Here is a 22,291-nt window from a genome sequence, read left to right as displayed (position 1 = left end):
TAAAGCGAGATTAATCCCAAGGTGTTTGTAGCAAACAATGCTTTTAAAAAAGGATCGATAGAATAGAGGCAATGTCCCACCTGGAGCCCCCACCATGGATTACTCTCCTTCTCTGGCCCAGCGCTATATGAAACTATGCGAGGCCTACCTTTCCCTTAACGAAGCTTTCGACAAACTGGATCAATCCCACAGCCGCCTGCAGGAGAGCTTCAGGAAACTTCTCGCCGCGGCCCAGAAGGCTTTGGTTAAACTGCCCATCTTACAACAGCGCATCGAACAGTTACAGCAGTGTGTCGAACAGAGGGATCGCTTGATTCGTTCCCTGCAAGGAGACCTGCAGGAGAAAGAAGCTCGGCTGGGCGAGCTGATTGCCAGACATGACCAAGTCTGTCACGAGCTGGAGTCCACCAAAGCAGATCTGGTGAGCGCTCAGGCGTTGACTGAGAAACTGAAGGCGGAGAATGCCCAACTTCTGGAACAAGTGAGTGGCCTCACCAACTTGGAGGGTGAACTAGCAAGCTTGACAGAACGGCTGAACCACCTAGAGGCAGCCCGCCAAGGGTTGGAGGCCCGCAACCGTGAGCTAGAAGCAGCCCTGGGAGAGCGGGATCAGCAAATTGATAGCCTGCAGGAGCGGCTGGCTCAATTGGAGCAAGAGAATGCCTTGCTGAAGGCGCAGCTGTCTCAGGTGGCTGACCTGCTTACCGAGGACTCGGTAAACCTCCTGCAAGAAACAGAGAAGGCCGTTGAGGCCGATAGGGAGGTGCTGCCGCTGGTGCTGGCCTCGCTGCAAGAGAATGAGCGCCTTGTGCCAGAGGCCGAGCAACTCCTCTCCTCTTGCTCAGAGCTGGCCCAGATGGAGCCGCAGGCGGCTTGATTCAGAGTTAGCCTTCTAGCCAGGGTTGACAACTGCACACTAGGTGGCGATCCCCGTAGGCGTTGTCGATGCGGCTGACACTGGGCCAAAACTTTCGGCTTTTCACCCACGGAAGGGGGTAGGCAGCCAGGGAGCGGGGGTAGGGGCGATCCCAGTAGTCAGCGGCCACCACCTCGGCGGTGTGGGGGGCAAGTTTAAGGGGATTGCGCACGGGATCCATCTCCCCCCGCTCAATGGCAGCAATCTCTTGGCGAATGGCAATCATCGCCTCGCAGAAGCGATCCAGTTCCTCCAGGGATTCGCTCTCGGTGGGCTCCACCATCATTGTCCCCGGCACCGGCCAAGAGATGGTGGGGGCATGGAAGCCGTAGTCCATCAGCCGCTTGGCTACATCTTCTACCTCGATGCCAGCGCTTTTCTTGAGGGGGCGCAAGTCCAAGATGCACTCGTGGGCCACCCACCCCCCCGGCCCTTTGTAGAGCACTGGGTAGTAGGGATCCAGCCGCCTGGCAATGTAATTGGCGTTGAGGATGGCCACCTGGGTGGCCAGGGTGAGGCCAGCGGATCCCATGAGGCGGATGTAGGCCCAAGCAATGGGCAGGATGCTGGCACTACCCCAAGGGGCGGCGCTGACCGGGCCATTGCAGCCGGGCAAAAAGGGATGGCCAGGCAAATAGGGCAGTAGATGATGGGCAACCGCAATGGGCCCCACCCCCGGCCCGCCCCCGCCGTGGGGGATGCAGAAGGTCTTGTGCAGGTTAAGGTGGCAGACATCCGCGCCCAGCTCCGCAGGACGGCAGAGGCCCACCTGGGCATTGAGGTTGGCCCCATCCATGTACACCTGCCCCCCCGCCTCGTGGATCATCTGGCAAATCTCGCGGATCCCCTCCTCAAATACCCCATGAGTGGAGGGGTAAGTGATCATCAAAGCCGCCAGGCGTTCCCGATGCTGCTCCACCTTGGCCCGCAGGTCTTCGAGGTCGATGTTGCCGGCCCTGTCGCAGGCCACGCTCACTACCTGCATCCCCGCCATGACGGCGCTGGCAGGGTTAGTGCCATGGGCAGAGGTGGGGATCAGGCACACCTGGCGCTGGCTTTCCCCGCGGGCCCGGTGATAGCGGCGAATGGCCAGCAAGCCGGCATATTCCCCCTGGGAGCCGGCGTTGGGCTGCAGGGAGACGCCGGCAAAGCCCGTGATCTCCGCCAGCATTCGCTCCAACTGGGCAAAGAGGGTTTGATAGCCCCGCGCCTGCTCCAGGGGCACAAAGGGATGGAGCTGGGCAAACTCCGGCCAGGTTATGGGCAGCATCTCTGCTGCGGCATTGAGCTTCATGGTGCAGGAGCCGAGGGGGATCATCGCGTGGACGAGGGAGAGATCCCGGCTCTGCAGACGGTGGATATAGCGCAGCAGCTCCGTTTCCGAGTGGTAGCGGTTGAACACCGGATGGGTGAGGTAGGGAGTGGAGCGCAAGAGCTGAGGCGGCAGGCTTTGGTTGGGATCCAAACTCAGGCCCTCGGGATCCCAGCCTGGCTCTTCAGAACCGGCAAAGATCTGCCAGAGATCGCGCAGGTCCTGAGCGGTGGTGGCCTCGTCCAAGCTGATCCCCAGGGTGACGTCGTTAATCCGTCGCAGGTTAATGCGCTTCTGGGCGGCCCGCTCCTGGAGCTGCTGCACCTGCTCTGGGGAGGCTGCCCTTACCCAGAAGGTGTCAAAGAAATACTCTGGCCCCACCTTGTAGCCCAACTGGCGGATTGCGGCGGCTAGCTGATGGGCCTGGCGGTGGATGCGTTCGGCAATTTGCCGTAGGCCGCACGGGCCGTGGTAGACGGCATACATGGAGGCCACCACGGCCAAGAGCACCTGGGCGGTGCAGATGTTGCTGGTGGCCTTGTCGCGGCGGATGTGCTGCTCTCGGGTTTGCAAGGCCAGGCGCAGGGCCGGCCTTCCCTGGGCATCTTGGGAGATCCCCACCAGGCGCCCTGGCAGCAGCCGTTTGTGGGCCTCGCGGGTGGCAAAGTAGGCTGCATGGGGGCCGCCATAGCCCAGGGGCACCCCGAAGCGCTGGGTGGTTCCCACCACAACGTCCGCCCCCCACTCTCCTGGCGGTTGCAAGAGAGTTAGGCTGAGCAAGTCGGCGGCTACCGTTACCACCATCCCTCTTTGGTGGGCCCGCTCCACCAGGTCGCGGTAATCCCGGATCTCCCCGTAGGTGTTGGGATACTGTAAGAGCACGCCAAAGCCATGCTCAAGCTCAAACTGCAAAGGATCCGCCACGCGCACCTGGATCCCCAAGGGCTCTGCCCGTGTCTGCACTACGGCAATGGTCTGGGGATGGCAGCCGCAATCCACCCAAAAAACTGGAGATCGCTTGCCCGCCAAGGTGTAGGCCAGGCTCATGGCTTCGGCAGCCGCAGTCGCCTCGTCCAGTAGAGAGGCGTTGGCGATCTCCATTCCCGTTAGATCCACAACCATCGTCTGGAAGTTGAGCAGGGCTTCTAGCCGCCCCTGGGCAATCTCCGCCTGGTAGGGAGTGTAGGGCGTGTACCAGGCAGGGTTTTCCAGGATGTTGCGCTGAATTACCGGCGGCGTCAGGCAGTTGGAATAGCCCATGCCCAAAAAAGAGCGCCACACCTGGTTCTGGGCCGCCATTGCCCTCAGCTCCGCCAACACCTGCTGCTCGCTGCAGGGAGATCCCAACTGCAAGGGCCGATTGCTGCGAAGGGTTGCTGGCACTGCCTTTTCCACTAGCTCTCGGAGGGAGCTCAGCCCCAGGGCCTGCAGCATCTGGCGGATCTGCCCGGCATCCGGCCCGAGGTGCCGCCAGACGAAGAGTTCCCGCTGCTCTAGCAGCTCTAGCTCAGGATCGGGGGCAAGGGGAGGTTGAAGAGCGTGCTGCCCAGAGGAGCCAAGGGGATGGGGGTGGAGCTGTGTGGAGTTGGACATAGGACAAGCCAAGGGCAAGAGGAAGTCAGCCAGCTGCAAGCGGGCTGTTTCCTGATCATAGTTGTTAAAAATTATTTCCGCCGGTATACAAATCCGAGTTTGAGGCTCGATGCAAGGTAGCGAGGATGAGACACTAAAATCTATCCCGTGAGCGTTGGTATGGCTGCTTTCAACCCTGTCTGGAGAGGTGGTGCTATGCGCCGGCTGCTGTCGACTTGGTTGCCCTTCCTCTTGCTGCTTTGCCTGGGCTTGGCCTCCTTGGGGATCCCTGCCGTGGCGGCGGAGCTGCCGCCGGTAAGACACCTTGACACTCCCATTGACGTCAACAACACCATCCTGCGCAACTACCGCCAGTTGCCTGGCTTCTACCCTACTCTGGCTCGCATCCTGGTGAAAAACGCTCCCTATAAGAGCCTAGAGGACATGCTGAAGATCCCGGAGCTGACAGAGCAGCAAAAGGCGCTGATTAGGGCCAATGCGGAGAACTTTGTGTTTGGAGAGTACCGCGAAGGGGCTAGCCAGCTGGAAAACCGCATCAACCAAGGCTACTACGGCTGATAGTGGGTAGAGCAGTTTCCTGAGTCCCTTGCCCGCTGGCTGCTGGGATCCCCAGGGCTCTCCAGCAAACTCTTTTGTTCCCAAGAGAGAGGATTCCGTCTGGGGCAAAGGCGCGATGAAACGGCCACAGGTTTTGATCTGTGGCTACTACGGCTACGGCAATGCCGGCGACGAGGCCTTGTTGTTGGTTCTGCTGCAGCAGCTCCGGCAGTTGCCCAACCCCGTACAGCCGGTGGTGCTTTCTCCCTGCCCTGAGGCAACCGCTGCCACCTATGGGGTGCTGGCCTGTCCACGCTTTGATGCCTGGGCTTTGCAGCGCTGTTTGGCCCAGGCTCAGGCTTTCATCTGGGGCGGGGGTAGCTTGCTGCAGGATCGCACCAGTTGGCGCAGCCCCCTCTACTACCTGGGACTGATGCTCTGGGCCCAGCGGCGGGGTCTGAAAACCTTGGCTTGGGCGCAGGGGATCGGCCCCTTGGAGCGGCGCTGGATCCGCAAGCTGGCCCGCCACTCTCTAGCAAGCTGTACAGCCATCAGCGTGCGTGACGGAGTGGCCTCCCGCTACCTCCACGAGTGGGGGATCCCCCACCAAGTAGCCCCGGATCCGGTTTGGGGCCTGCCTGCCAAAACTTTGCCCGAATGGGAGACGTGGCCTCAGCCCCGCATTGCTGTGGTCCTACGGCAGCATCCCCAGCTTACTCCAGCGCGACTGGAAACTTTGGCGGAAGCCTTGCGACGCCTCCAGGCTGCCACGGGGGCCTATCTTCTTTTCGTGCCCTTTCAGCTAGCTCCTCCCGGATCCCTTGACCTAGGGCCAGACTACCACTTGGCCCAGCAGCTTTACCATCGCCTGCCCCACCATAGCCAGGTGGTGGAAATCCGGGATCCCTATCTTTTAAAGGGGGTCTTTCGGGGGGTGAGATTGGCCATTGTTATGCGCTACCACGGCTTGGTGATGGCGGCAGCCGAGGGCTGTGCCTGCTTTGGCCTCAGCTACGATCCCAAAGTGAAAACGCTGCTTGAGGAATTGGGCATGCCCGGCTGGGATCTAGAGGAGATCCCGGAAGATCCCAAGGCGCTGCACCAGGCTTGGCTAGCCTGCTATGCCGACGGGCCAGCCCTCAGCCCTGACCAGGTGGCCGTTTGGGTAGAGCGATCGGCCCAGCACGCCCAGTTGCTGAGGCAGCACTTGTCTTGAAAAAAGGGGGAATCCCAAGCTCCGCCCTCGAGGGTTGGGGAGAGCATAGCCGTTCTCGTCGGGATTCGCTCTACGCTGGGAATAGGGTGCCCGAGCAAGTCTCTTCCCATGAGTGCCGAGATTCAGCCCTGCACGCGCCAACAGATCTTGATGGGGATGGGTCTCACCAGCCTGCTCCTGGCGCTCATCGCTGGCCTCTGGATCTGGCTAGGATCCCTATCGGTACCCTTTCGCTGGGATCCCCTGGCTTTGGCCTGGGGGGCAGCCCTGGGTCTGGGGGTGGCGCTGCTTAGCGGCGGGGCTTACTGGCTTTGGCCAGCCTATCGCCGGGCGGCCTCTAGCTACTTGCACCTCGTGGCGGATCCCTTGCAGTGGCGGGATATCTTCTGGGTGGGGGTGCTGCCGGGCTGGAGCGAGGAATGGCTATTTCGCGGCGTGCTGATGGCAGCCCTGGCGGCCAGCCCCTTGGGGTGGACGGGTGGAATCCTCTTGAGCGGCTTCTTGTTTGGGGTTTTGCATTGGCTAGAGTGGCAGGGTTGGCCCTATGCCCTCTGGGCCAGCGCCGTGGGCATTCTGCTGGGGATGGGAGTGTGGCTGTCGGGAAACTTGTTGGTAACCATCGTCGCCCACACCCTGGTCAACTGGATTGGGGTTTGCCTCTGGAAATGTTCTGCCCTGCCAGCCGAATCCTGAAGTGCCCGACATCGCCGCTGCCGGCACGCCACCCGTCCCACCTCTCCTAGAGGGTCTGAGGGTGAGGGGAATGGTCTGGAGGCCAAGTCGAGCGATGGGCAAGCCTTTGAGTTTCGGGTTCTTCCCGTGGCTGCGGCTGGGGCGATCCCTGCTGCTTGTTGGCTTAGTGGTGTACGGCTACCTGCTCTGGCTGGGCTGGTTTCAATCGGAGCGGCTGATCTTTCTGCCCCGCCCCGCCAGCTACCAGGATGGGGATGCCATTCTCAAGCTCACCACCTCTGATGGCCTGCAGATTTCGGCGGTGTACCTGCCCAATCCCCAGGCCACCTATACCTTTCTCTACAGCCACGGCAACGCTGAGGACTTGGGGGATATCTTGCCTCGCCTAGTGGGCCTGCAGCAGGGAGGATTTGCTGTCCTAGCCTACGACTACCGGGGCTACGGCACCAGTGAAGGGATCCCTTCCGAGGCCGGCGCCTATAGGGACATTGAGGCGGCCTACACCTATCTCATTGCCCAAGGGATCCCGCCGGAGCGAATTTTGGTCTACGGGCGCTCAGTGGGAGGCGGACCCTCGGTTTACTTGGCAACCCAAAAGCCGGTGGGGGGCCTGATCCTGGAATCGACCTTTGTAAGCGCCTTTCGCGTCTTGACCCGCCTCCCGCTGCTGCCCTTTGATCGCTTCGACAACCTCAGCCGCATTGCCCACATCAACTGTCCGCTGCTGATCTTGCACGGCACCCAGGATCGCCTGATCCCCTTCTGGCATGCCGAAGCTCTTTACCAGGCAGCACGGGATCCCAAGCGCTTAGTGGCTATTAAGGGAGCAGATCACAACAACCTGCTGCAGGTGGCCGGAGAGCGCTACCTGCCCCTTTTGCACCAATTTGTGGCCGAGCTGGTGGAGCCTAGCCGCTTCTCGGGGAAGTAGGGAATACTCAGCCGGCCTTTTGATTCAGAAGTTCTTGCAAGAGCTGCCGCGCCGGCTCCAGAAAGCGCACCACGTCGGGGTGATAGCTCCAGATTGGGTCGTTTTCAGGGAAAACCTCCAGCGAGAACATGCCCTGCACAGCTTTCAGGTAAGGCAACAAGACGGCATAGCTAGCCGGGGTCAGACGAGATTGCAGAGACTGGTCCAGCAGCTCCAACATCTGCCGCACCAGCTCCCAGCCCACCTTCAGAGGGGGATAAAGCATTACGCAAAGGGGAAACAGCTCCTGCTGCACAGCGGCGAGGCTGCCTTCTAGAGCACAGAGGCCCAGGTACACCTGAAACATCTCCACATCACGGATGCTGGAAGCCCGCACTCCAAGATCCGTCAGGGGGCCACTCTCGCAGCAGTAGCCGCTGAAACGTTCTGCCACCTCGGCACAGATGAACTCAGCTACGCTGGTAACAATGGGTAACAGTTCCTGAATGGCCACTAGAGAAACAGAAGGACTGTCCCCCGCCTGGTCGGCAGCAGCCTTGACCATCTTCTGCAGCGGCATGTACAGGTGGTCGTCCATCACCTTCAAGTAGGGGTAGAAGAGGCTGCGCTCCTCAGGCAACAGGGCCTGCAGCAGCATTTGTCCGGTGTAGTGGAACTGCATGCTCAAGAAGCCGAGCACTCGCGGATCCCGCTCGCTGTAACGAGCCCGCAGTTGACCGCAGAGGGGCGCGATCTTCACCGAAAAGCGGGAGGGAGGGATGCCCTCCTCGCAGCTCTGGGCTGCCTGCTCAAAGAGACTTTGAGAGTCCTCCGCAATTTTCCAGGGATCGATTAAGTCCGGATCCAGTCCCTGCCGTGGTATTTCGGAAGCCAAGAGCTTTTCCGTTTTCGCCCAGGCCTGGGAGCTGGCAAAGCGCAGGGATCCCTTCACCTTGTCGGCTAGTTGCAGGCCTAGCGGCCCACCCCCAGCCGCCTGCGCCCTCAGCTTGTCTACATATTTTTGGGCCCACAGAGTGGCCAAGCTATAGATTGTGACTGTCTCCGCGTTTTCCATTAGTTCTCCTGCTGGGGGGAACTAGGTTATCCAGCATACTCCTGGAATGCCACTGCTTTACTTGTTTAGAATGCTACCCCTTCTCGTTGCAGCCCGCGAAGAACTTAAAAGAACTTAAGGGGACGTCAAGATCCGCGCGTTCTGTTTGAAACGCAACCTAGCAGCAAAGAGCCCTTCCTGCTGCCGGCAAGGTGACGACGATCTTAAAATTACCTAAATCCGCTCGGAAAAGTGGGGTTTGTGTGGCAAGATCAAAAGAAATGGGATTGAAGGGTTTCGGATCCCTGTCTTACCGCACTGCATCTTAGGGAGGATAGAGCGTATGTCTCTCCGACTTGGGGACACTGCCCCTAACTTTACGCAAAAGTCCACCCATGGCGACATCGACTTCTATTCTTGGGCTGGGGATAGCTGGGTGGTGTTGTTCTCGCACCCTGCCGACTACACGCCGGTCTGCACCACCGAACTGGGCAGGGTTGCCAAGCTAATGCCCGAATTTGAGAAGCGGGGCGTGAAAGTGCTGGGCCTCAGTGTGGACGACGTGGACTCCCACGTTGGCTGGGTGAAAGACATTGAGGAAACCCAGAATGCCCAGGTGACCTATCCCATTTTGGCGGATGCCGACCGCAAGGTCTCCCAGCTCTACGGCATGCTGGATCAGACCAACCTTAACCAAGAGGGGCTGCCCCTAACCGTCCGGTCGGTATTTATCATCGATCCCAACAAGAAGATACGCCTAATCATCACCTACCCAGCCAGCACAGGCCGCAATTTTGATGAGATCTTGCGGGTCATTGATGCTCTGCAGTTGTCGGATAAGTACAACGTCGTTACGCCTGCTGACTGGAAAGATGGCGACGACGTCATCATCCCGCCTTCCCTGCAAGATCCAGAGGTGCTGAAAGAAAAGTTCCCGAAGGGCTACAAGGAGCTCAAACCCTACTTGCGGGTCACCCCTCAGCCCAATAAGTAAGTCCAACCCACTTGGCAGGAAGGGATCCCTTCTTTGCTGGAGGCTGTGATCTCTTCCCCAGCTAGGATCCCCGGCCAGGGGATCCTTTTAGTGTGGGCAGCGCTGCCCCAGCCTAAATTCCAACCCCAGCAAGTACCACCATCACCACCACCGCCGCGAAGATGATCAAGGCATAGAACTGGGCCTTACCATTCTCCAGGTATTTCATCACCTCGCCGCCGACCATCGCCACCAGTCCCGTCAGGTTGACCACCCCGTCCACAATGCGGCTGTCCACTTCCAGCGCCTCCCGTGCCACAAAGCGGGTGCCCCGCACAAAGACGCGCTCGTAGAGGTCGTCGAGGTACCACTTGTTGAGGGAGAAGTAGTACAGCGGCTGCAGGCTGCGGGGGAAAGTGCTGGGATCAAGGCGCTTCTGCCAGTAGATGAGACCGGCCAGGGCAATCCCAATTAGCCCAATGCCCACCGAGCTGCTCGCCATGATGGCAAACTCCGTCCAGTTGAAGTGACCGCCGAGCACCCCCTGCCACTCGGCTGCCACCCGGGCCCAGGGGGAGCTGACCTCTGTTGCCGACTCGCTGGGCGGATGGATGAACGCCTCGAAGAAGTTGGCAAAGGGAGTACCCACCAAGCCAATCAGCACCGAGGGAACAGCCAGCGCCACCAGCGGGATCGTCATCGACAGAGGAGACTCATGCGGCTTGGTGGCGTGATCGTGCCTATCGTGTCCGTCTTCCACAGCTTCAGGGTGGCTGCTGGGCTGGGGCTTTTCGTGGATGTTCATGGCTCCAGGCCCAAAGGCTGCCTCCTTCTCGGCAAACGCATAGGCAAAAGCTGGCACCGGTCGACCTTGGCTGACGGCTACCTCCTGCCGCAGTCTCAGGTTGGTGCCGCGGAACTCCCCTTCAAAGGTGAGGAAGTAGATGCGGAACATGTAGAAGGCAGTGATCCCTGCCGTGAGGAAGCCCACCCCCCAGAGGGCCGGGTTGTGCTCAAAAACTGAAGCCAAGATCTCATCCTTAGACCAAAAGCCGGCAAAGGGCGGGATCCCACAGATGGCCAGCGTGCCAATTAAGAACGTAATGGCCGTAACCGGCATGTATTTGCGCAGGCCCCCCATCAAACGCATGTCCTGGGCCAAAACCGGGTCGTGGCCCACCACTGCCTCCATGCCGTGGATGACCGAGCCAGAGCACAGAAAGAGCAGCGCCTTGAAGTAGGCGTGGGTCACTAGGTGAAACAAGCTAGCCCCATAGGCACCGGATCCCATGGCCATGACCATGTAGCCCAGTTGGGAAATGGTGGAGTAGGCCAGGCCCTTTTTGATGTCGTTTTGGGTGATGGCAATGCTGGCCCCCAAGAAAGCCGTGCCTGCCCCCGTCCAGGCAATGAGATCCATGGCCAGCGGGATCCCTTCCAGCACCGGGAACATGCGCGCCAACAGGAATACCCCTGCTGCCACCATCGTGGCCGCGTGGATGAGGGCGGAAATGGGCGTGGGACCTTCCATGGCATCCGGCAGCCACACGTGTAGCGGAAACTGAGCCGACTTGGCCACCGGCCCCAAGAACACCAACACGGCAAAGAGGGCCACTAGGCTGCTGCTTACCGCCCCACTGGCCACCCTCTGTTCTAGATTGTGGGCCAGCTCCTCAAACCCAAAAGTGCCGGAGACCCAGTAAAAGCCCAAAATGCCTAGCAGCAGTCCAAAGTCCCCCACCCGGTTGACGACAAATGCCTTCTGGGCTGCCTCCGCTGCCGTCTGCCGGTCGTACCAAAACCCAATCAGCAGGTAGGAGCACATCCCCACCAGCTCCCAGAAAATGTAGATCTGCACCAGGTTGGGGCTAAGAACCAGACCCAGCATCGAGGAAGCAAATAGGCTCAGGTAGGCGTAGAAACGCACATAGCCGGGATCCTGAGCCATGTAGCCGTCGGAGTAGATCTGCACCAAGAAGGCCACCGTGGTCACCACCACCAGCATCATGGCGCTCAGGTGATCCACCACAAAGCCCATGTCGAGGGAGAAGGAGCCCGCCTGAGCCCAGCTAATGGTCTTGAGGACAGTCTCATGGCCTTGGAGTTGGCTGGCCAAGAGGGCAAAGGCGTGGACCATTGCCGTCCCCGTCGCAAATACACTCAAAAAGGCAGCCAGAGCCCGGTTGGCCCTTGTCCAGGCGTTGAACACCAAAATGCCCAAGCCAAGTAGAAAAGCTGCCACCAAGGGATAGACAGGGATCAACCAGGCGTATGTGTAGATAAATTCCATAGCCAACGGTGCTGAATGCGTCCTCTTGCCGGAGTAAACCCTCCCTGCTGGCCGGTGAGCATCTGCCTACGGGATAGAGGCTGGCAGTTGCTCTGGGGCTTCTGACATTGTAAATCTTTGCAACACAATCAACGCCTCTCCTGCAACAAGATGCCCTTGCAGGCGCTACAACTAGAGCCAAAGGCGGTCAGTGGTCTGGAGAAAAGCCCATGAGCCTAAACCTGGTGACCCTAGTGGGCCGGGCGGGTATGGATCCGGAAGTGCGCTACTTCGAGTCGGGCAAGGTGGTGTGTACCTTTAGCCTGGCGGTAAACCGCTTCCGCAAAGGTGAAGACAAGCCCGATTGGTTTAACCTGGAGCTGTGGGGGCGCACCGCTGAAGTGGCCGGAGAGTATGTGCGTAAAGGCAGCCTCGTCGGGGTGACGGGCAGTCTTAAGTTTGAGCGCTGGAAAGATAGATCCACAGGTGAGGAGCGCCAGCGGCCCGTTATTGCCGTGGAGCGGCTGGAGCTGCTGGGATCCCGTCAGGATCGTGAGCCTGAGCTACCGGTAGAGGAGCCGTTCTAAGTCCTCTCCAACCGACGCTTGCACTCCCGCACCACCTCAGCCAAATCCTGGCTACACCAGGGGTAGCTTAAGGAAGGCCGCTGGATCACCAAGAGGGGGATCTCCAGGGTTTTGGCCACGGCCTGCTTAATGAGAAGACCGCCGGCTTCTCCAGAGTTCTTACTGATAACCACTTGGGGCTCTAGCTTCCGCCAAAGCTGCAGTTCCTCCTCAAAGCTAAGGGGCAAACGCCTGCTAATCACCCGCTCAGCAGCAATCCCAGCCTGCACTGCCTGGGAAACTGACTCCGGCAGCACCCGCGCGTACAACTGGCAGCGATTCTGCCAGGGGACAAACAAGGGCAACGGCTTCACTCCCACCGTCAAGAGCACCCGCCGTCCCGCCAGCACGCTCTCGGCTAGGACTGCCTGCCAGTCCGGCACTACCTGCACCCAGGGCTCTAGATTTTCCGAAGGGCGTTCGTAGCGCAGGTAGGGGATCCCAACTTGGGCTGTTACCTGAATGGCCAGTTGCGAGATCTGCTGGGCAAAGGGATGAGAGGCATCCACCAGCACGCCAATCCGGTACTCTCGCAGGAATTGTTCCAAAGATGCAGCCGAGAAGCGGGTGACCATCACCTGACCCGGCAAACCCTGGTAGAGCCGGCTGCCCCTTTCCGTGGTAACCGTGACTATCCAGGGGATCCCTTCTTGACTAAGGGCCAGGGCTATGCAGCGGCTTTCACGGGTGCCGCCAAGGAGAGCTACCGCCCTTGATTTCCCGATTAAGCTCATGCCGTGTTGCCAAAGTTTTCTGCCCGTAGATACGATCGAGATCCAAAGGCTGGAGGCAGTTGACCATGATTGAGATGGAGGTGGCTGGGATTGCGGTTGATGCCGTTAACCAGAGCCCCATTGTCATCCTGCGCGATACCCATGGGCGTCGTGCTCTGCCTATCTGGGTAGGAAAAGCAGAAGCCAATGCCATTTTGCAAGCGTTGGATGATCAGAAGCCGCTCCGTCCCATGACCCACGATCTTATCCTCAACTCCTGGAAGGCCTGGGGAATCAAGCTGGAGCGGGTCATTATCCACGCCTTGCTGGACAACACTTTTTATGCGGTGCTGGTTACCGTTAGCGGTGACAAAAAGCAGGAGATCGACTGCCGTCCCAGCGATGGTATTGCCCTGGCTCTGCGAGCCCACGCCCCCATCTGGACGGTAGAGGAGGTCATTGCCGAAGCCTCGATCCCCATGAATCAGGATGCCGATGAAGCGGAGCGGGAGGCCTTCCGCAAGTTTGTGGAAAACGTAACGCCCAGAGACTTTATTCGCAACCGACCCCTCCCAGACTACCCGACGGATTCCCCCACAGAGGCAGACAGCTAAGTCACTGTCTTTTTTCCCCGTCTGCTGGAGTTGAGCTGGGTAGGGCAGGCGGTGAGCTGCCTGGAAAGCCTTTCTAAGGGTAGCCGCTAGGGGGACGTTTCCGCCTACAATCAAGCTAGAGCAGCCCTTTTGAGCAAGCTATGCCAACTCTGGAGCGGCCCAACCCCCAGCAGCCCTACCCAGAACCGGTCTACCCCCGTCGCCCCACCCGCACGGTGGCAGTTGGCGAGGTGTTGATCGGCAGCCAGCACCCAGTGGTGGTGCAGTCGATGATCAACGAAGACGTGCTCAATATCGACGCGGCGGTGGCTGCAATTCGCCGGCTGCACGAAGCGGGCTCGGAAATCGTGCGGGTTGCCGTTCCCAGCCTGGCCCACGCCAAGGCCATGGAGGTCATTCGGGAGAGGCTGATTCAAACCTACAAGCCAGTGCCGCTGGTGGCTGACGTCCACCACAACGGTCTCAAGGTGGCCCTGGAAGTGGCCAAGTACGTTGACAAAGTGCGCATCAATCCTGGCTTGTTCGTTGTGGAGAAGCCGCAGCCGGGGCGCACGGAGTACACAAAAGCTGAGCTAGAGGCCATCCGCAGCGAGATCCGCGAGGCCTTTGTCCTCCTTGTACAAGCCCTCAAGGCCCAGAACAAAGCCCTGCGCATTGGCGTCAACCACGGATCCCTTGCGGAGCGGATGCTCTTTCTCTACGGTGACACGCCTGAGGGGATGGTGGAATCGGCCCTGGAGTATGCCGAGATCTGCGCTGAGCAAGACTTCCACAATGTGGTTCTCTCGTTCAAGGCTTCCCGTCCCCAGGTGATGTTGGCCGCCTACCGCTTGGCAGCTCGCCGCTTCGACGCCCTAGGGCTAAACTATCCCTTCCATCTGGGTGTAACCGAGGCTGGGGATGGAGAGTACGGCCGCATCAAGTCAGCGGTAGGGATCGGGACGCTCTTGGCCGAAGGGATTGGCGACACCATCCGCGTCTCTCTCACGGAAGCGCCGGAAAAAGAGATCCCGGTGGCCTATGGTATTTTGCAGGCTCTCAACCTGCGCAAGACCATGGTGGAATACGTGGCCTGTCCTTCCTGTGGGCGTACCCTCTTCAACCTGGAGGAAGTGCTGCAGAAGGTGCGGGCGGCAACCCAGCATCTGGTGGGCCTCGACATTGCCGTCATGGGCTGCATTGTCAACGGGCCTGGGGAAATGGCCGATGCCGACTACGGCTATGTGGGCAGGACGCCAGGAGTGATTTCCCTCTACCGCGGCAAAGAAGAAGTGAAAAGAGTACCGGAATCGGAGGCTGTCCAGGCTTTGATCGAGCTCATCAAAGCCGATGGTCGCTGGGTGGATCCGCCTGGAAAGTTAAAAGCCAGCTCCCCTTCCTGTTAGCCTAGGAAGTACCTCGAGTAGCCGCCCTACTATGACCAGCACTCTTCGTCCCACTTTTAATACCGCCCGCTCCAGAGAGATCTTCGCCCGCGCCCAGCAGTTGATGCCCGGCGGGGTTAGCTCACCGGTGCGCGCCTTCAAGTCTGTGGGCGGGGATCCCGTCGTGTTTGACCGAGTCTCAGGGGCCTACGCCTGGGATGTGGACGGCAACCAGTACATCGACTACATCGGCAGTTGGGGGCCAGCCATTGTGGGCCACGCTCATCCTGAAGTCATTGAGGCATTGCGGCAGGCTCTGGAGAAAGGCACCAGCTTTGGCGCCCCTTCTGTTCTGGAAAACGAGCTGGCGGAGCGGGTGATCGAAGCGGTGCCCAGCGTGGAGATGGTGCGCTTTGTGAACTCCGGCACCGAAGCCTGTATGGCAGCGCTGCGCCTGATGCGAGCCTACACGGGCCGGGAAAAGGTGATCAAGTTCGAGGGCTGCTACCACGGCCATGCGGACATGTTCTTGGTCAAGGCTGGCTCGGGAGTGGCTACTCTGGGCCTACCGGACTCGCCAGGGGTGCCCAAGGCGGCTACCAGTGCTACGCTGACGGCTCCCTACAACGACCTAGAGGCGGTCAAGGCGCTGTTCGAGCAGTATCCTGATTCGATTGCCGGCGTGATCCTCGAGCCGGTGGTGGGCAATGCTGGCTTTATTCCACCGCAGCCAGGCTTTTTGGAAGGCTTGCGCGAGCTCACCCGAAAGTATGGCGCTCTGCTGGTGTTTGACGAGGTGATGACCGGCTTTCGCATCAGCTACGGTGGCGCCCAGGGCAAGTTTGGCGTCATCCCTGACCTAACCACCCTGGGTAAGGTCATCGGCGGTGGCCTGCCGGTAGGCGCCTATGGCGGTCGGCGGGAAATCATGGAGATGGTAGCGCCCGCGGGGCCAATGTACCAGGCGGGTACGCTGTCCGGCAACCCTCTAGCCATGACTGCCGGCATCAAGACGCTCGAGATTTTGCGCCGCCCAGGCACCTATGAGTATCTGGAGCGCATTACTGAGAAGCTGCTGACAGGGCTGCTGGAGATTGCCCGGGAGACTGGGCACGAAATGTGCGGAGGTTATCTACCGGGCATGTTCGGCTTCTTTTTCACTGCCGGCCCAGTGCGCAACTACGAGGAAGCCAGGCAGTCAGACTTGCAAAAGTTTGCCCGTTTTCACCGCGGCATGCTGGAGCGGGGGGTGTATCTGGCGCCCTCGCAGTTTGAGGCGGGCTTTACTTCCCTGGCCCACACGGAGGCTGATGTGGAAAGAACCCTGGAGGCAGCGCGGGAGGTGCTGCGGGCCCTCTAGGCTCCTGCACTCGCTCTGGGCAGCGTTGGATTGGGGAGACCAGAGCCAGGTTCTTCCCTGGAGGCGGCTTAACGCTCTTCCCAGCCTTGGAGGGTAGGGGTTCTTCCTCTTGGCAAGCTACAGGGAGTGCATAGGGGTGCCCTAGGCAGAGGCTACTGCCCCTGGGAGGCACCGTTGCTCCAGCCCTCGTTCTTCAAATACGGCTAGAGGCCAGCTCCAGCTTGTGGGGAATTTGCCCAGCGCCTTGCGCAGGACTCGAACCTGCAACCATCGACTTAGAAGGTCGGTGCTCTATCCATTGAGCTAGCAAGGCAGAATCCAGAGTCATTATAGCCTTGGGAAGCTTGCCTACCGGAAGGTCGGTTGCCCCAAGGATCGTCAAAGAACCTTTAGCCCTATGATGACAAAGGCCTGCTTTCAACAGGTGCTTTCTACGCCTACAGGAGGGATCCCTATGCCACTGCCCCCTGATCCTAGCTTCGTTGAGGAGAAGAAAGCCGTTCGCGTCCCTCCCGGCCTGGAATCCCTCTCGCCGGCAGCTAGACGCTTGCTGCGGCTCTACCACGGCGGCAGTTTCGTCTTTTTGGGCCTGCTGTGGCTGTTGGTCGGGATCCCTAGTCTTTGGGCGCTGCGGGCAGATCTCCTCCGCCTCTGGCAACACTTCACCTGGACGGGCCTGCGCTATGCCCTCTTTTACCGCCCTAGCTGGCCCACCTTTGGCCTGTTGCTTTGCGTCAGTTTCACCGTAGGGATCCTAGTTGCCCAAAGCCGCTACGAGCTGTTTGGGCTTTACCCCTTCGAGCGCCAGATGCTCGAGCAACAGTCCCGCTGGATCCTGTCTTTGCCTGCCTGGCACCCTCTGCGGCGCTGGCTGGTGTGCACCCTGGATCCCTGCTAACAGAAGGCATCCCGGCTGGCAAGGCCTCTCAGATGCTGACCTAGGAGGAGCTAGGAGCAGCAGCTATCGAGCGTTGCACAATCCGGGACAGACGAGCCTTACGACGAGCAGCGGTGTTTTTGTGCAGAACGCCTTTTTGGGCCGCTTTGTCGATGCGGCTAAAGGCAGCGCTCATTGCCGCCTGGATCTCCTGCAGGGTTTCCGGCTGAGGGTTGGCCGCGTAGGCAGAAGAGAGAGAGATCACCTTCTTCATGAGCGCGCGCACCATGGCCCTGGTAGCCTTGTTGCGCAGTCGGTTTCGCTCGGCAATCTTGAGGCGCTTGATAGCGGATTTGGTACGTGGCATGGTTGAAAGGGAAGAACAGCGAAGATCCAGCATACCATCCCCCTCCAGCCGTCGGACGGGATCCCCATGTTTTGCGATTGCAGCTCCCTCATCCAGTTCAACCCGCCTGCCCTTTTCTATGGGGTTGCCGTTTGCGACTTGGATCGGGACGGGGCTTTTGAGCTATTTGTGTGCGGCTTCCGCGGCCCGAACCGGGTTTTGAAGTGGAACGGGCAGGCGCTGGTGGATCTGGTGGACGACACCCTGGCCGATGCGGGGCGCATGGCCATTGGGGTAGCTGCTGGCGACTTTGACGGTGACGGCCAAGAAGAACTCTACGTTTTGAATACCGATACTTTCGGCGGGCGCAAGCGCTTTGGGGATCGCCTCTTCGACTGGCAGGGCTCCCGCTGGGTGGATCTGTTCTCGCTGCCCCACAACCAAGATGCCCTCAACCTCACTGCCGGACGCTCGGTGGCCTGTGTGGATCGCCTGGGCCGGGGACAGTACGGCTTCTTCGTCGCCAACTACGGTGGCCCCATGCGGCTTTACGAGCTGGGCTCCAACCAGATGATCGCTGATGTAGCGCCCGAGGCGGGGGTGAACCGGATTACAGGTGGGCGAGGGCTGGTGGCCGTGCCTCTGGTCTCCCAGCGGATGGATATTTTCGCCGTCAACGAGCAGGGGCCCAATTTTTTGTTCCGCAACCGCGGGGATGGCACCTTTGAGGAAATCGCCGCCGAGGTGGGGCTGGCGGATCCCAACGAGCACGGGCGCGGCGTGGCAGCAGTGGATCTGGATGGGGACGGGCGGCTGGACTTGGTGTACGGCAATTGGGAAGGGCCGCATCGCCTCTGGATCCAAACCCCCAGTGGCATTTTCAAAAACGTGGCTCCCCCCGAGCTGGCCAGGCCCTCCCGCATCCGCACGGTCATCGCTGCCGACTTCGACAACGACGGCTACCCGGAGCTGTTTTTTAACAACATCGGCGAGCCCAACCGCCTGTTTGGCTGGCGCTCTGGCTCCTGGCAGGCCATCGATATTGGGGAGGCGGCTGAGCCCCAGGGACTGGGGACAGGCGCGGCGGTGGCGGATGTGGATGGGGATGGGCGCCTGGAGCTGCTCATTGCCCACGGGGAATCGGGCGCCCAGCCTCTAAGCTTTTACCGGCCCCTGGCTAATGCCAATAACTGGCTGAGGGTCTTGCCTCTAACTCGCCAGGGATCCCCAGCCCGCGGCGCTCTGGTGCGGCTAGTAACTCCTGGCCGCCTGCAGATTCGGCCCATCGATGCCGGCAGCGGCTACCTCTGCCAAATGGAGCCGGTGGCCCACTTTGGCCTAGGATCCGAGACGGTGGTCAAGGAAATCCAGATCCAGTGGCCGGACGGGAAAGAAGTGCAAGTGGTCAACCCCCCTGTTAACCAGCTTCTGCGGATCCCCTATCCTGGCTAGTCGCTAATCTGAAACATCGAACCCCACTTGGTGGGCAACTTGGATTCTGGCCTAGATCTGCTGCCAGCGATCCCAATCTGTGATCATTGATGCAGCGTAGCCCCGCCCCATAGAGAAGTTGGGCTTTTTGACTGAGGTTGAAGCTGTTGGTGTGAGGGCCACATCTGAGCCCAGCCTGAGCAGAGGTTCGCCGTTGGTGAGGCGAAAACCATCGATCCCCAAGGGCAAAAACACCTCTCGAACCAGCGTGAGAATTTCTTCATCGGTCAAGCGCGCTGGGGCTTGCAGCCAGGTCAACTCTGCCTCGGCAGGCGCCAAACATAAAGCCGCTGGAAATAGCGCACCTGCTGGCTAACTAGCTCCTGCGGATCTCTATCCTATTCAGCTCTCCTGGCTTGATCTTTGCAGCGGCTTAGGTGCCGCAGCATGTAGCTTTCGAGCAGCATTCAGATCCCTGTCGATCTCCAGGCCGCACCTTTCACACCGAAACACCCGCTGGCAAAGTGGCATCTTCTGTCGGTGCCCACACCGTGAACACAGTTGGCTGGATGGATAAAACCTATTCACCACCACCAACTGACAGCCGTAGAGTTGGGCCTTGTACTCTAGCTGTCGCCGTTCGCGATAGCGGGACGGAGTCCTTAACTCATAGAAGCCACAATCGGCTAAAGATCCGGCCAGGCGGTGATTCTTGAGGAGGTTTTTTACCTGCAAGTCCTCAATCACCACCACCCGGTACTTCTTGGCCAAGTAGCTGGTCAGCTTGTGCAAGTTGTCTAGTCGTATGTCCGCCACCCGTTTGTGGGCCCTAGCAAGCTGCACCACTGCCTTCTTGCGGTTGGCGGATCCCTTTTGCTTGCGACTCAGCCGCCGATGCAGCCTCACCAAGCGCTTCTGGGCTTTGCGGTAGGGCTTGGGGTTATCAAACATTTCCCCACTGGCGCAGGTGGCCAGCTGGTTCACGCCCGAGCCCACCCCCACCCCATCCCCCGTCTCCTCAACCTGCGGAGACAGGGCCTCGTACTTGTTCGCTTCAGCGGTGCGTAGCACTTAAGAGATGTACCACCGCCCAGCCCGCAGGCTGATCACGACGTTCTGGGGGGTGGCAGTAGGGGGGATCTCCGCACAGCGTAACCAGCCACTCACCAAGCGGGCCGGAGGCCTTAGATAGGTACCTTGATGCGGTTGCCGGAGATGTGGATGTTGCCTTCGAGATAAAAGCTGTCCCGTACCCCCTTGCGCTTGAAGCGGGGAAACCGGCCCAGTCCACTCCGCCAGCGTTTGTTCGCGTCAGCGGCGCGTAGCGCGCAGGCTTGCTCTAAGCTGCGGAGTGCCTGCTGCGGGGCGCACTTGGAGACTTGGTAGTACCAGGGGTTGGCCTTCTTGACCCCCACCACCAGCCGCTTGTGCAGGTCGTTCGCGACAGCGGTGCGGAGCACTTTGGCCGTGGGTAGTTTCGGCTTGGCCTCAATGGCCTGTTGGCAGATGGCCAGGCCCTAGTTGTAGGCACGGCGGGCTACACCGGCATGTTGGGCTGTCAGTGTCCGCTGTTTGTTGTTGAGCCTGAGCTCAGTCTTGCTCGCGTTAGCGGCGCGGAGCGCAAAGCCTAGCAGCACTTGCCCCCTAGAGGAACCCTGTCCCGCTAGCACGAGGAGGAATTCACTTCAGCTTTCGTGAGCCTTGAGGCCTGCCGTTGTTATTAAGATTCTCAGTGTGTTGGCATGAGCAGTGATAAGCTTCTCGGCCTGCTGGTGTCGGCCCTCCCAAAGCTCTGGTTGCAGCTCTTGGGGGACAGATTGGTCTGGACAACCCAGCTTTCTCTGTCAGGTTGCAAGAGGCGGCATTTCTCGAGGGCGAGCAAAGCCCTTTGAGCCGAGATTTACCACTTGCTCAAGAGTGTAGGGGCACTCGGCGGGCAGGTCGTCTTCAGCAAGCGGTGTTTCCTTTACTACGAGCAGGATCCCGTCTTGGTAAGCCTCTGCCAGAGCTGCCGCCAGCTCCGGTTTGAGGCTAGGACTCTCTTTGAGGAGTCGCTGAATTTGGCGGCGTTGTTCGCTAAGGGTTGCTCGCCAGCTTTTACCTCGCAAGTGGGGTTGGAACTGCCATTTCAGCAAATGGCCTAGCAGGATCCCCAGTCGATTGACCAGTTCCCGGCGCTCCTGCCTGCCCAAAGCCTCAATTTCCTCTGCCAAATGAACTCTGTCCAGTCGCTCCAACTGCCCCGACCTCAGCAGTGCCGCCTGCTCCTGGGTCCAGGCATAGAAGTCGCGCTCGTAAAGCTGCATACTCACTCCTATTTTTCAGGGTAAAAGCTGGGATCCATCACTTGCTCAAACGTGTAGGGACACTGATCAGGCAAATCCTGTAGAGAGAGGGGCGTTTCTCTCACCACCAGGAGCAGTCCTTTGCGATAGGCCTTCTCCATCGCTTCAGCTAGATAAGATTTGAGGCTGGGACTCTCCGCAATGAGTTCCTGGATATCCTGCCGCTGTTCGATGATCGTAGCCTGCCAGCTTTTACCGCGAAGCTGGGGCTGAAACTGCCACTTGAGGAGGTGTCCCAGCAGGATCCCCAGTCGATTGACCAATTCGCGGCGCTCTTGTCTACCCAAAGCCTCGATTTCCTCTGCCAAGTGCTCAGTATCTAGCTGCTCCAGTCGGCCCGATCTCAGCAGCGTCGCCTGCTCCTGGGTCCAGGCATAGAAGTCACGCTCGTAAAGCTGCATGTCCACCCCCGTCTGGTTTCAGCTGCTGGGCCTTGCCTGTGAAAAGATTCATTTGAGCCAAGAGTCCGCTAGACTAAAACCTGGACATCCCTTTTGCAACTCTCACTTCTATGGCCGACCCTCTCACCCCTCAGGTTAGCGAGCGCATCTGCAAGCACATGAACGAAGACCACGCCGATGCCCTAGTGCTCTATGCCAGAGTCTTCGGTCAGGTGGAAGGGGTGACCCAGGCCCGCATGCAGGCTATCGACTCGGAAGGGATGGATTTGCAGGTAGAGGTTGACGGAGCCGTACAAACGCTGCGCATTCCCTTTGATCACCCCCTCAAGGATTCCGAAGATGCCCACCACACCCTGATTGCCATGTTGAAACAAGCACGCGCTCGGGTTAAGCAGGGCAGTGTCTAAGCTGAGTCTCCTTGCCCGTGCATCCGTCTGCCTCAAGTAGCTAGCCGAGGCCCCGAGCAAGGGACGGATCTAGGTAGCCTGCTGCAGGAGCAGATCTAGCTTGCCCTGGGCCTCAAGGGCGTAGAGGTCGTCGCAGCCGCCGATGTGCTGGTTGTTGATAAAAATCTGGGGCACTGACCGGCGCCCGTTGGCCCGCTTGGCCATCTCCGCTCGCGCTGCCTCGTCCCCATCGATGGCGTATTCGATGTACTTGACTCCCTTACGGTCTAGCAGTTGCTTGGCGCGAATGCAGAAGGGACAAAAACGCCATGTGTAGATCTCAACAGCCATAGGG

24 protein-coding genes and 1 tRNA gene are annotated in these 22,291 nt (G+C 59.7%); 13 read left to right on the top strand and 12 right to left on the bottom strand.

Going from position 1 to position 22,291, the window contains the following annotated elements; genetic code table 11:
• Nucleotides 1-94: 94 nt before the first annotated feature.
• On the top strand, nt 95-877 hold the full coding sequence (locus tag NW806_RS04120) for a hypothetical protein (protein ID WP_414410123.1): 783 nt from the start codon (nt 95-97) through the stop codon (nt 875-877).
• Nucleotides 878-884: 7 nt separating this feature from the next.
• Here the strand turns inward: NW806_RS04120 and gcvP are convergent, their stop codons facing one another.
• Nucleotides 885-3,821: an aminomethyl-transferring glycine dehydrogenase gene (gene gcvP, locus NW806_RS04115; RefSeq protein WP_414410122.1), complete on the bottom strand. Its 2,937-nt coding sequence runs from the start codon at nt 3,819-3,821 to the stop codon at nt 885-887.
• Nucleotides 3,822-4,016: 195 nt separating this feature from the next.
• On the opposite strand from gcvP, the gene psbU reads away from it, so the two are divergent.
• The 4 genes from psbU (at nt 4,017) to NW806_RS04095 (ending at nt 7,198) form a co-directional block, all read left to right on the top strand.
• Nucleotides 4,017-4,379, top strand: coding sequence for a photosystem II complex extrinsic protein PsbU (gene psbU, locus NW806_RS04110; protein ID WP_414395262.1), 363 nt, complete (start codon nt 4,017-4,019; stop codon nt 4,377-4,379).
• 115 nt (nt 4,380-4,494) lie between these two features.
• Entirely contained in the window at nt 4,495-5,574 is a 1,080-nt protein-coding gene (gene csaB, locus NW806_RS04105; RefSeq protein ID WP_414410121.1) for a polysaccharide pyruvyl transferase CsaB, read from the top strand.
• Nucleotides 5,575-5,682: 108 nt separating this feature from the next.
• The gene (locus NW806_RS04100) at nt 5,683-6,267 is read left to right on the top strand and encodes a type II CAAX prenyl endopeptidase Rce1 family protein (protein WP_414410120.1); all 585 of its coding nucleotides are present in this window, start codon (nt 5,683-5,685) and stop codon (nt 6,265-6,267) included.
• 1 nt (nt 6,268) lies between these two features.
• Nucleotides 6,269-7,198, top strand: coding sequence for an alpha/beta hydrolase (locus NW806_RS04095; RefSeq protein WP_414410119.1), 930 nt, complete (start codon nt 6,269-6,271; stop codon nt 7,196-7,198).
• A 7-nt stretch (nt 7,199-7,205) separates the two neighbouring features.
• On the opposite strand, the gene NW806_RS04090 is transcribed toward NW806_RS04095, so the two are convergent.
• The gene (locus NW806_RS04090) at nt 7,206-8,252 is read right to left on the bottom strand and encodes a hypothetical protein (protein WP_414410118.1); all 1,047 of its coding nucleotides are present in this window, start codon (nt 8,250-8,252) and stop codon (nt 7,206-7,208) included.
• A gap of 322 nt (nt 8,253-8,574) precedes the next feature.
• Here NW806_RS04090 and NW806_RS04085 point away from each other — a divergent pair, with 322 nt between their 5' ends.
• On the top strand, nt 8,575-9,225 hold the full coding sequence (locus NW806_RS04085) for a peroxiredoxin (RefSeq protein ID WP_414395276.1): 651 nt from the start codon (nt 8,575-8,577) through the stop codon (nt 9,223-9,225).
• A 112-nt stretch (nt 9,226-9,337) separates the two neighbouring features.
• On the opposite strand, the gene NW806_RS04080 is transcribed toward NW806_RS04085, so the two are convergent.
• Nucleotides 9,338-11,494 carry an NAD(P)H-quinone oxidoreductase subunit 5 gene (locus NW806_RS04080; RefSeq protein ID WP_414410117.1) on the bottom strand — a complete coding sequence of 719 codons (2,157 nt, stop codon included), beginning with the start codon at nt 11,492-11,494 and terminating at the stop codon, nt 9,338-9,340.
• Between the two features lie 209 nt (nt 11,495-11,703).
• Here NW806_RS04080 and NW806_RS04075 point away from each other — a divergent pair, with 209 nt between their 5' ends.
• Nucleotides 11,704-12,060 (top strand): single-stranded DNA-binding protein, encoded by a 357-nt coding sequence (locus NW806_RS04075; RefSeq protein ID WP_414395280.1) that lies wholly within the window; start codon nt 11,704-11,706, stop codon nt 12,058-12,060.
• Here the strand turns inward: NW806_RS04075 and NW806_RS04070 are convergent.
• Nucleotides 12,057-12,833, bottom strand: a complete 777-nt coding sequence (locus NW806_RS04070) for a cobalt-precorrin-6A reductase (RefSeq protein ID WP_414410116.1) — start codon at nt 12,831-12,833, stop codon at nt 12,057-12,059. The two genes, NW806_RS04075 and NW806_RS04070, sit on opposite strands and share 4 nt — an antisense overlap.
• Nucleotides 12,834-12,898: 65 nt before the next feature.
• Between NW806_RS04070 and NW806_RS04065 the strand changes: the two genes are divergently transcribed.
• From NW806_RS04065 to hemL, 3 genes are all read left to right on the top strand, one after another.
• Nucleotides 12,899-13,426, top strand: a complete 528-nt coding sequence (locus NW806_RS04065) for a bifunctional nuclease family protein (protein ID WP_414395286.1) — start codon at nt 12,899-12,901, stop codon at nt 13,424-13,426.
• Between the two features lie 140 nt (nt 13,427-13,566).
• Nucleotides 13,567-14,811 carry a (E)-4-hydroxy-3-methylbut-2-enyl-diphosphate synthase gene (gene ispG, locus NW806_RS04060; protein WP_414410115.1) on the top strand — a complete coding sequence of 415 codons (1,245 nt, stop codon included), beginning with the start codon at nt 13,567-13,569 and terminating at the stop codon, nt 14,809-14,811.
• Between the two features lie 31 nt (nt 14,812-14,842).
• The gene (gene hemL / locus NW806_RS04055) at nt 14,843-16,150 is read left to right on the top strand and encodes a glutamate-1-semialdehyde 2,1-aminomutase (protein ID WP_414395291.1); all 1,308 of its coding nucleotides are present in this window, start codon (nt 14,843-14,845) and stop codon (nt 16,148-16,150) included.
• A 240-nt stretch (nt 16,151-16,390) separates the two neighbouring features.
• Here hemL and NW806_RS04050 read toward each other — a convergent pair.
• Nucleotides 16,391-16,463 (bottom strand) — tRNA-Arg (locus NW806_RS04050).
• Nucleotides 16,464-16,604: 141 nt separating this feature from the next.
• Here NW806_RS04050 and NW806_RS04045 point away from each other — a divergent pair.
• Complete coding sequence (locus NW806_RS04045) at nt 16,605-17,048, top strand: hypothetical protein (RefSeq protein WP_414395293.1); 444 nt, start codon at nt 16,605-16,607, stop codon at nt 17,046-17,048.
• A gap of 40 nt (nt 17,049-17,088) precedes the next feature.
• On the opposite strand, the gene rpsT is transcribed toward NW806_RS04045, so the two are convergent.
• Complete coding sequence (gene rpsT, locus NW806_RS04040; protein ID WP_414410170.1) at nt 17,089-17,394, bottom strand: 30S ribosomal protein S20; 306 nt, start codon at nt 17,392-17,394, stop codon at nt 17,089-17,091.
• 66 nt (nt 17,395-17,460) lie between these two features.
• On the opposite strand from rpsT, the gene NW806_RS04035 reads away from it, so the two are divergent.
• Entirely contained in the window at nt 17,461-18,825 is a 1,365-nt protein-coding gene (locus NW806_RS04035) for a CRTAC1 family protein (RefSeq protein ID WP_414395298.1), read from the top strand.
• Nucleotides 18,826-18,876: 51 nt separating this feature from the next.
• Here the strand turns inward: NW806_RS04035 and NW806_RS04030 are convergent, their stop codons facing one another.
• The 5 genes from NW806_RS04030 to NW806_RS04010 form a co-directional block, all read right to left on the bottom strand.
• Nucleotides 18,877-19,143 carry a hypothetical protein gene (locus NW806_RS04030; protein WP_414405075.1) on the bottom strand — a complete coding sequence of 89 codons (267 nt, stop codon included), beginning with the start codon at nt 19,141-19,143 and terminating at the stop codon, nt 18,877-18,879.
• Nucleotides 19,144-19,206: 63 nt separating this feature from the next.
• Complete coding sequence (locus tag NW806_RS04025) at nt 19,207-19,875, bottom strand: RNA-guided endonuclease InsQ/TnpB family protein (RefSeq protein ID WP_414410114.1); 669 nt, start codon at nt 19,873-19,875, stop codon at nt 19,207-19,209.
• 113 nt (nt 19,876-19,988) lie between these two features.
• Nucleotides 19,989-20,264, bottom strand: coding sequence for a hypothetical protein (locus NW806_RS04020; protein WP_414395304.1), 276 nt, complete (start codon nt 20,262-20,264; stop codon nt 19,989-19,991).
• A 384-nt stretch (nt 20,265-20,648) separates the two neighbouring features.
• Nucleotides 20,649-21,110, bottom strand: a complete 462-nt coding sequence (locus NW806_RS04015) for a DUF29 domain-containing protein (RefSeq protein WP_414410113.1) — start codon at nt 21,108-21,110, stop codon at nt 20,649-20,651.
• Nucleotides 21,111-21,118: 8 nt separating this feature from the next.
• Nucleotides 21,119-21,550 carry a DUF29 domain-containing protein gene (locus tag NW806_RS04010; RefSeq protein ID WP_414405078.1) on the bottom strand — a complete coding sequence of 144 codons (432 nt, stop codon included), beginning with the start codon at nt 21,548-21,550 and terminating at the stop codon, nt 21,119-21,121.
• 110 nt (nt 21,551-21,660) lie between these two features.
• Between NW806_RS04010 and NW806_RS04005 the strand changes: the two genes are divergently transcribed.
• Nucleotides 21,661-21,957, top strand: a complete 297-nt coding sequence (locus NW806_RS04005) for a DUF2470 domain-containing protein (protein WP_414410112.1) — start codon at nt 21,661-21,663, stop codon at nt 21,955-21,957.
• Nucleotides 21,958-22,026: 69 nt separating this feature from the next.
• Here the strand turns inward: NW806_RS04005 and grxC are convergent, their stop codons facing one another.
• The gene (gene grxC, locus NW806_RS04000) at nt 22,027-22,287 is read right to left on the bottom strand and encodes a glutaredoxin 3 (RefSeq protein ID WP_099884243.1); all 261 of its coding nucleotides are present in this window, start codon (nt 22,285-22,287) and stop codon (nt 22,027-22,029) included.
• Nucleotides 22,288-22,291: the final 4 nt, after the last annotated feature.

Origin of the sequence: Synechococcus sp. W65.1 (assembly GCF_047461615.1) — a bacterium.
Lineage (GTDB): Bacteria > Cyanobacteriota > Cyanobacteriia > Thermostichales > Thermostichaceae > Thermostichus.
The sequence above is the reverse complement of the archived record's forward strand: the minus strand, read 5'-3'. Positions and strand labels throughout refer to the sequence as shown.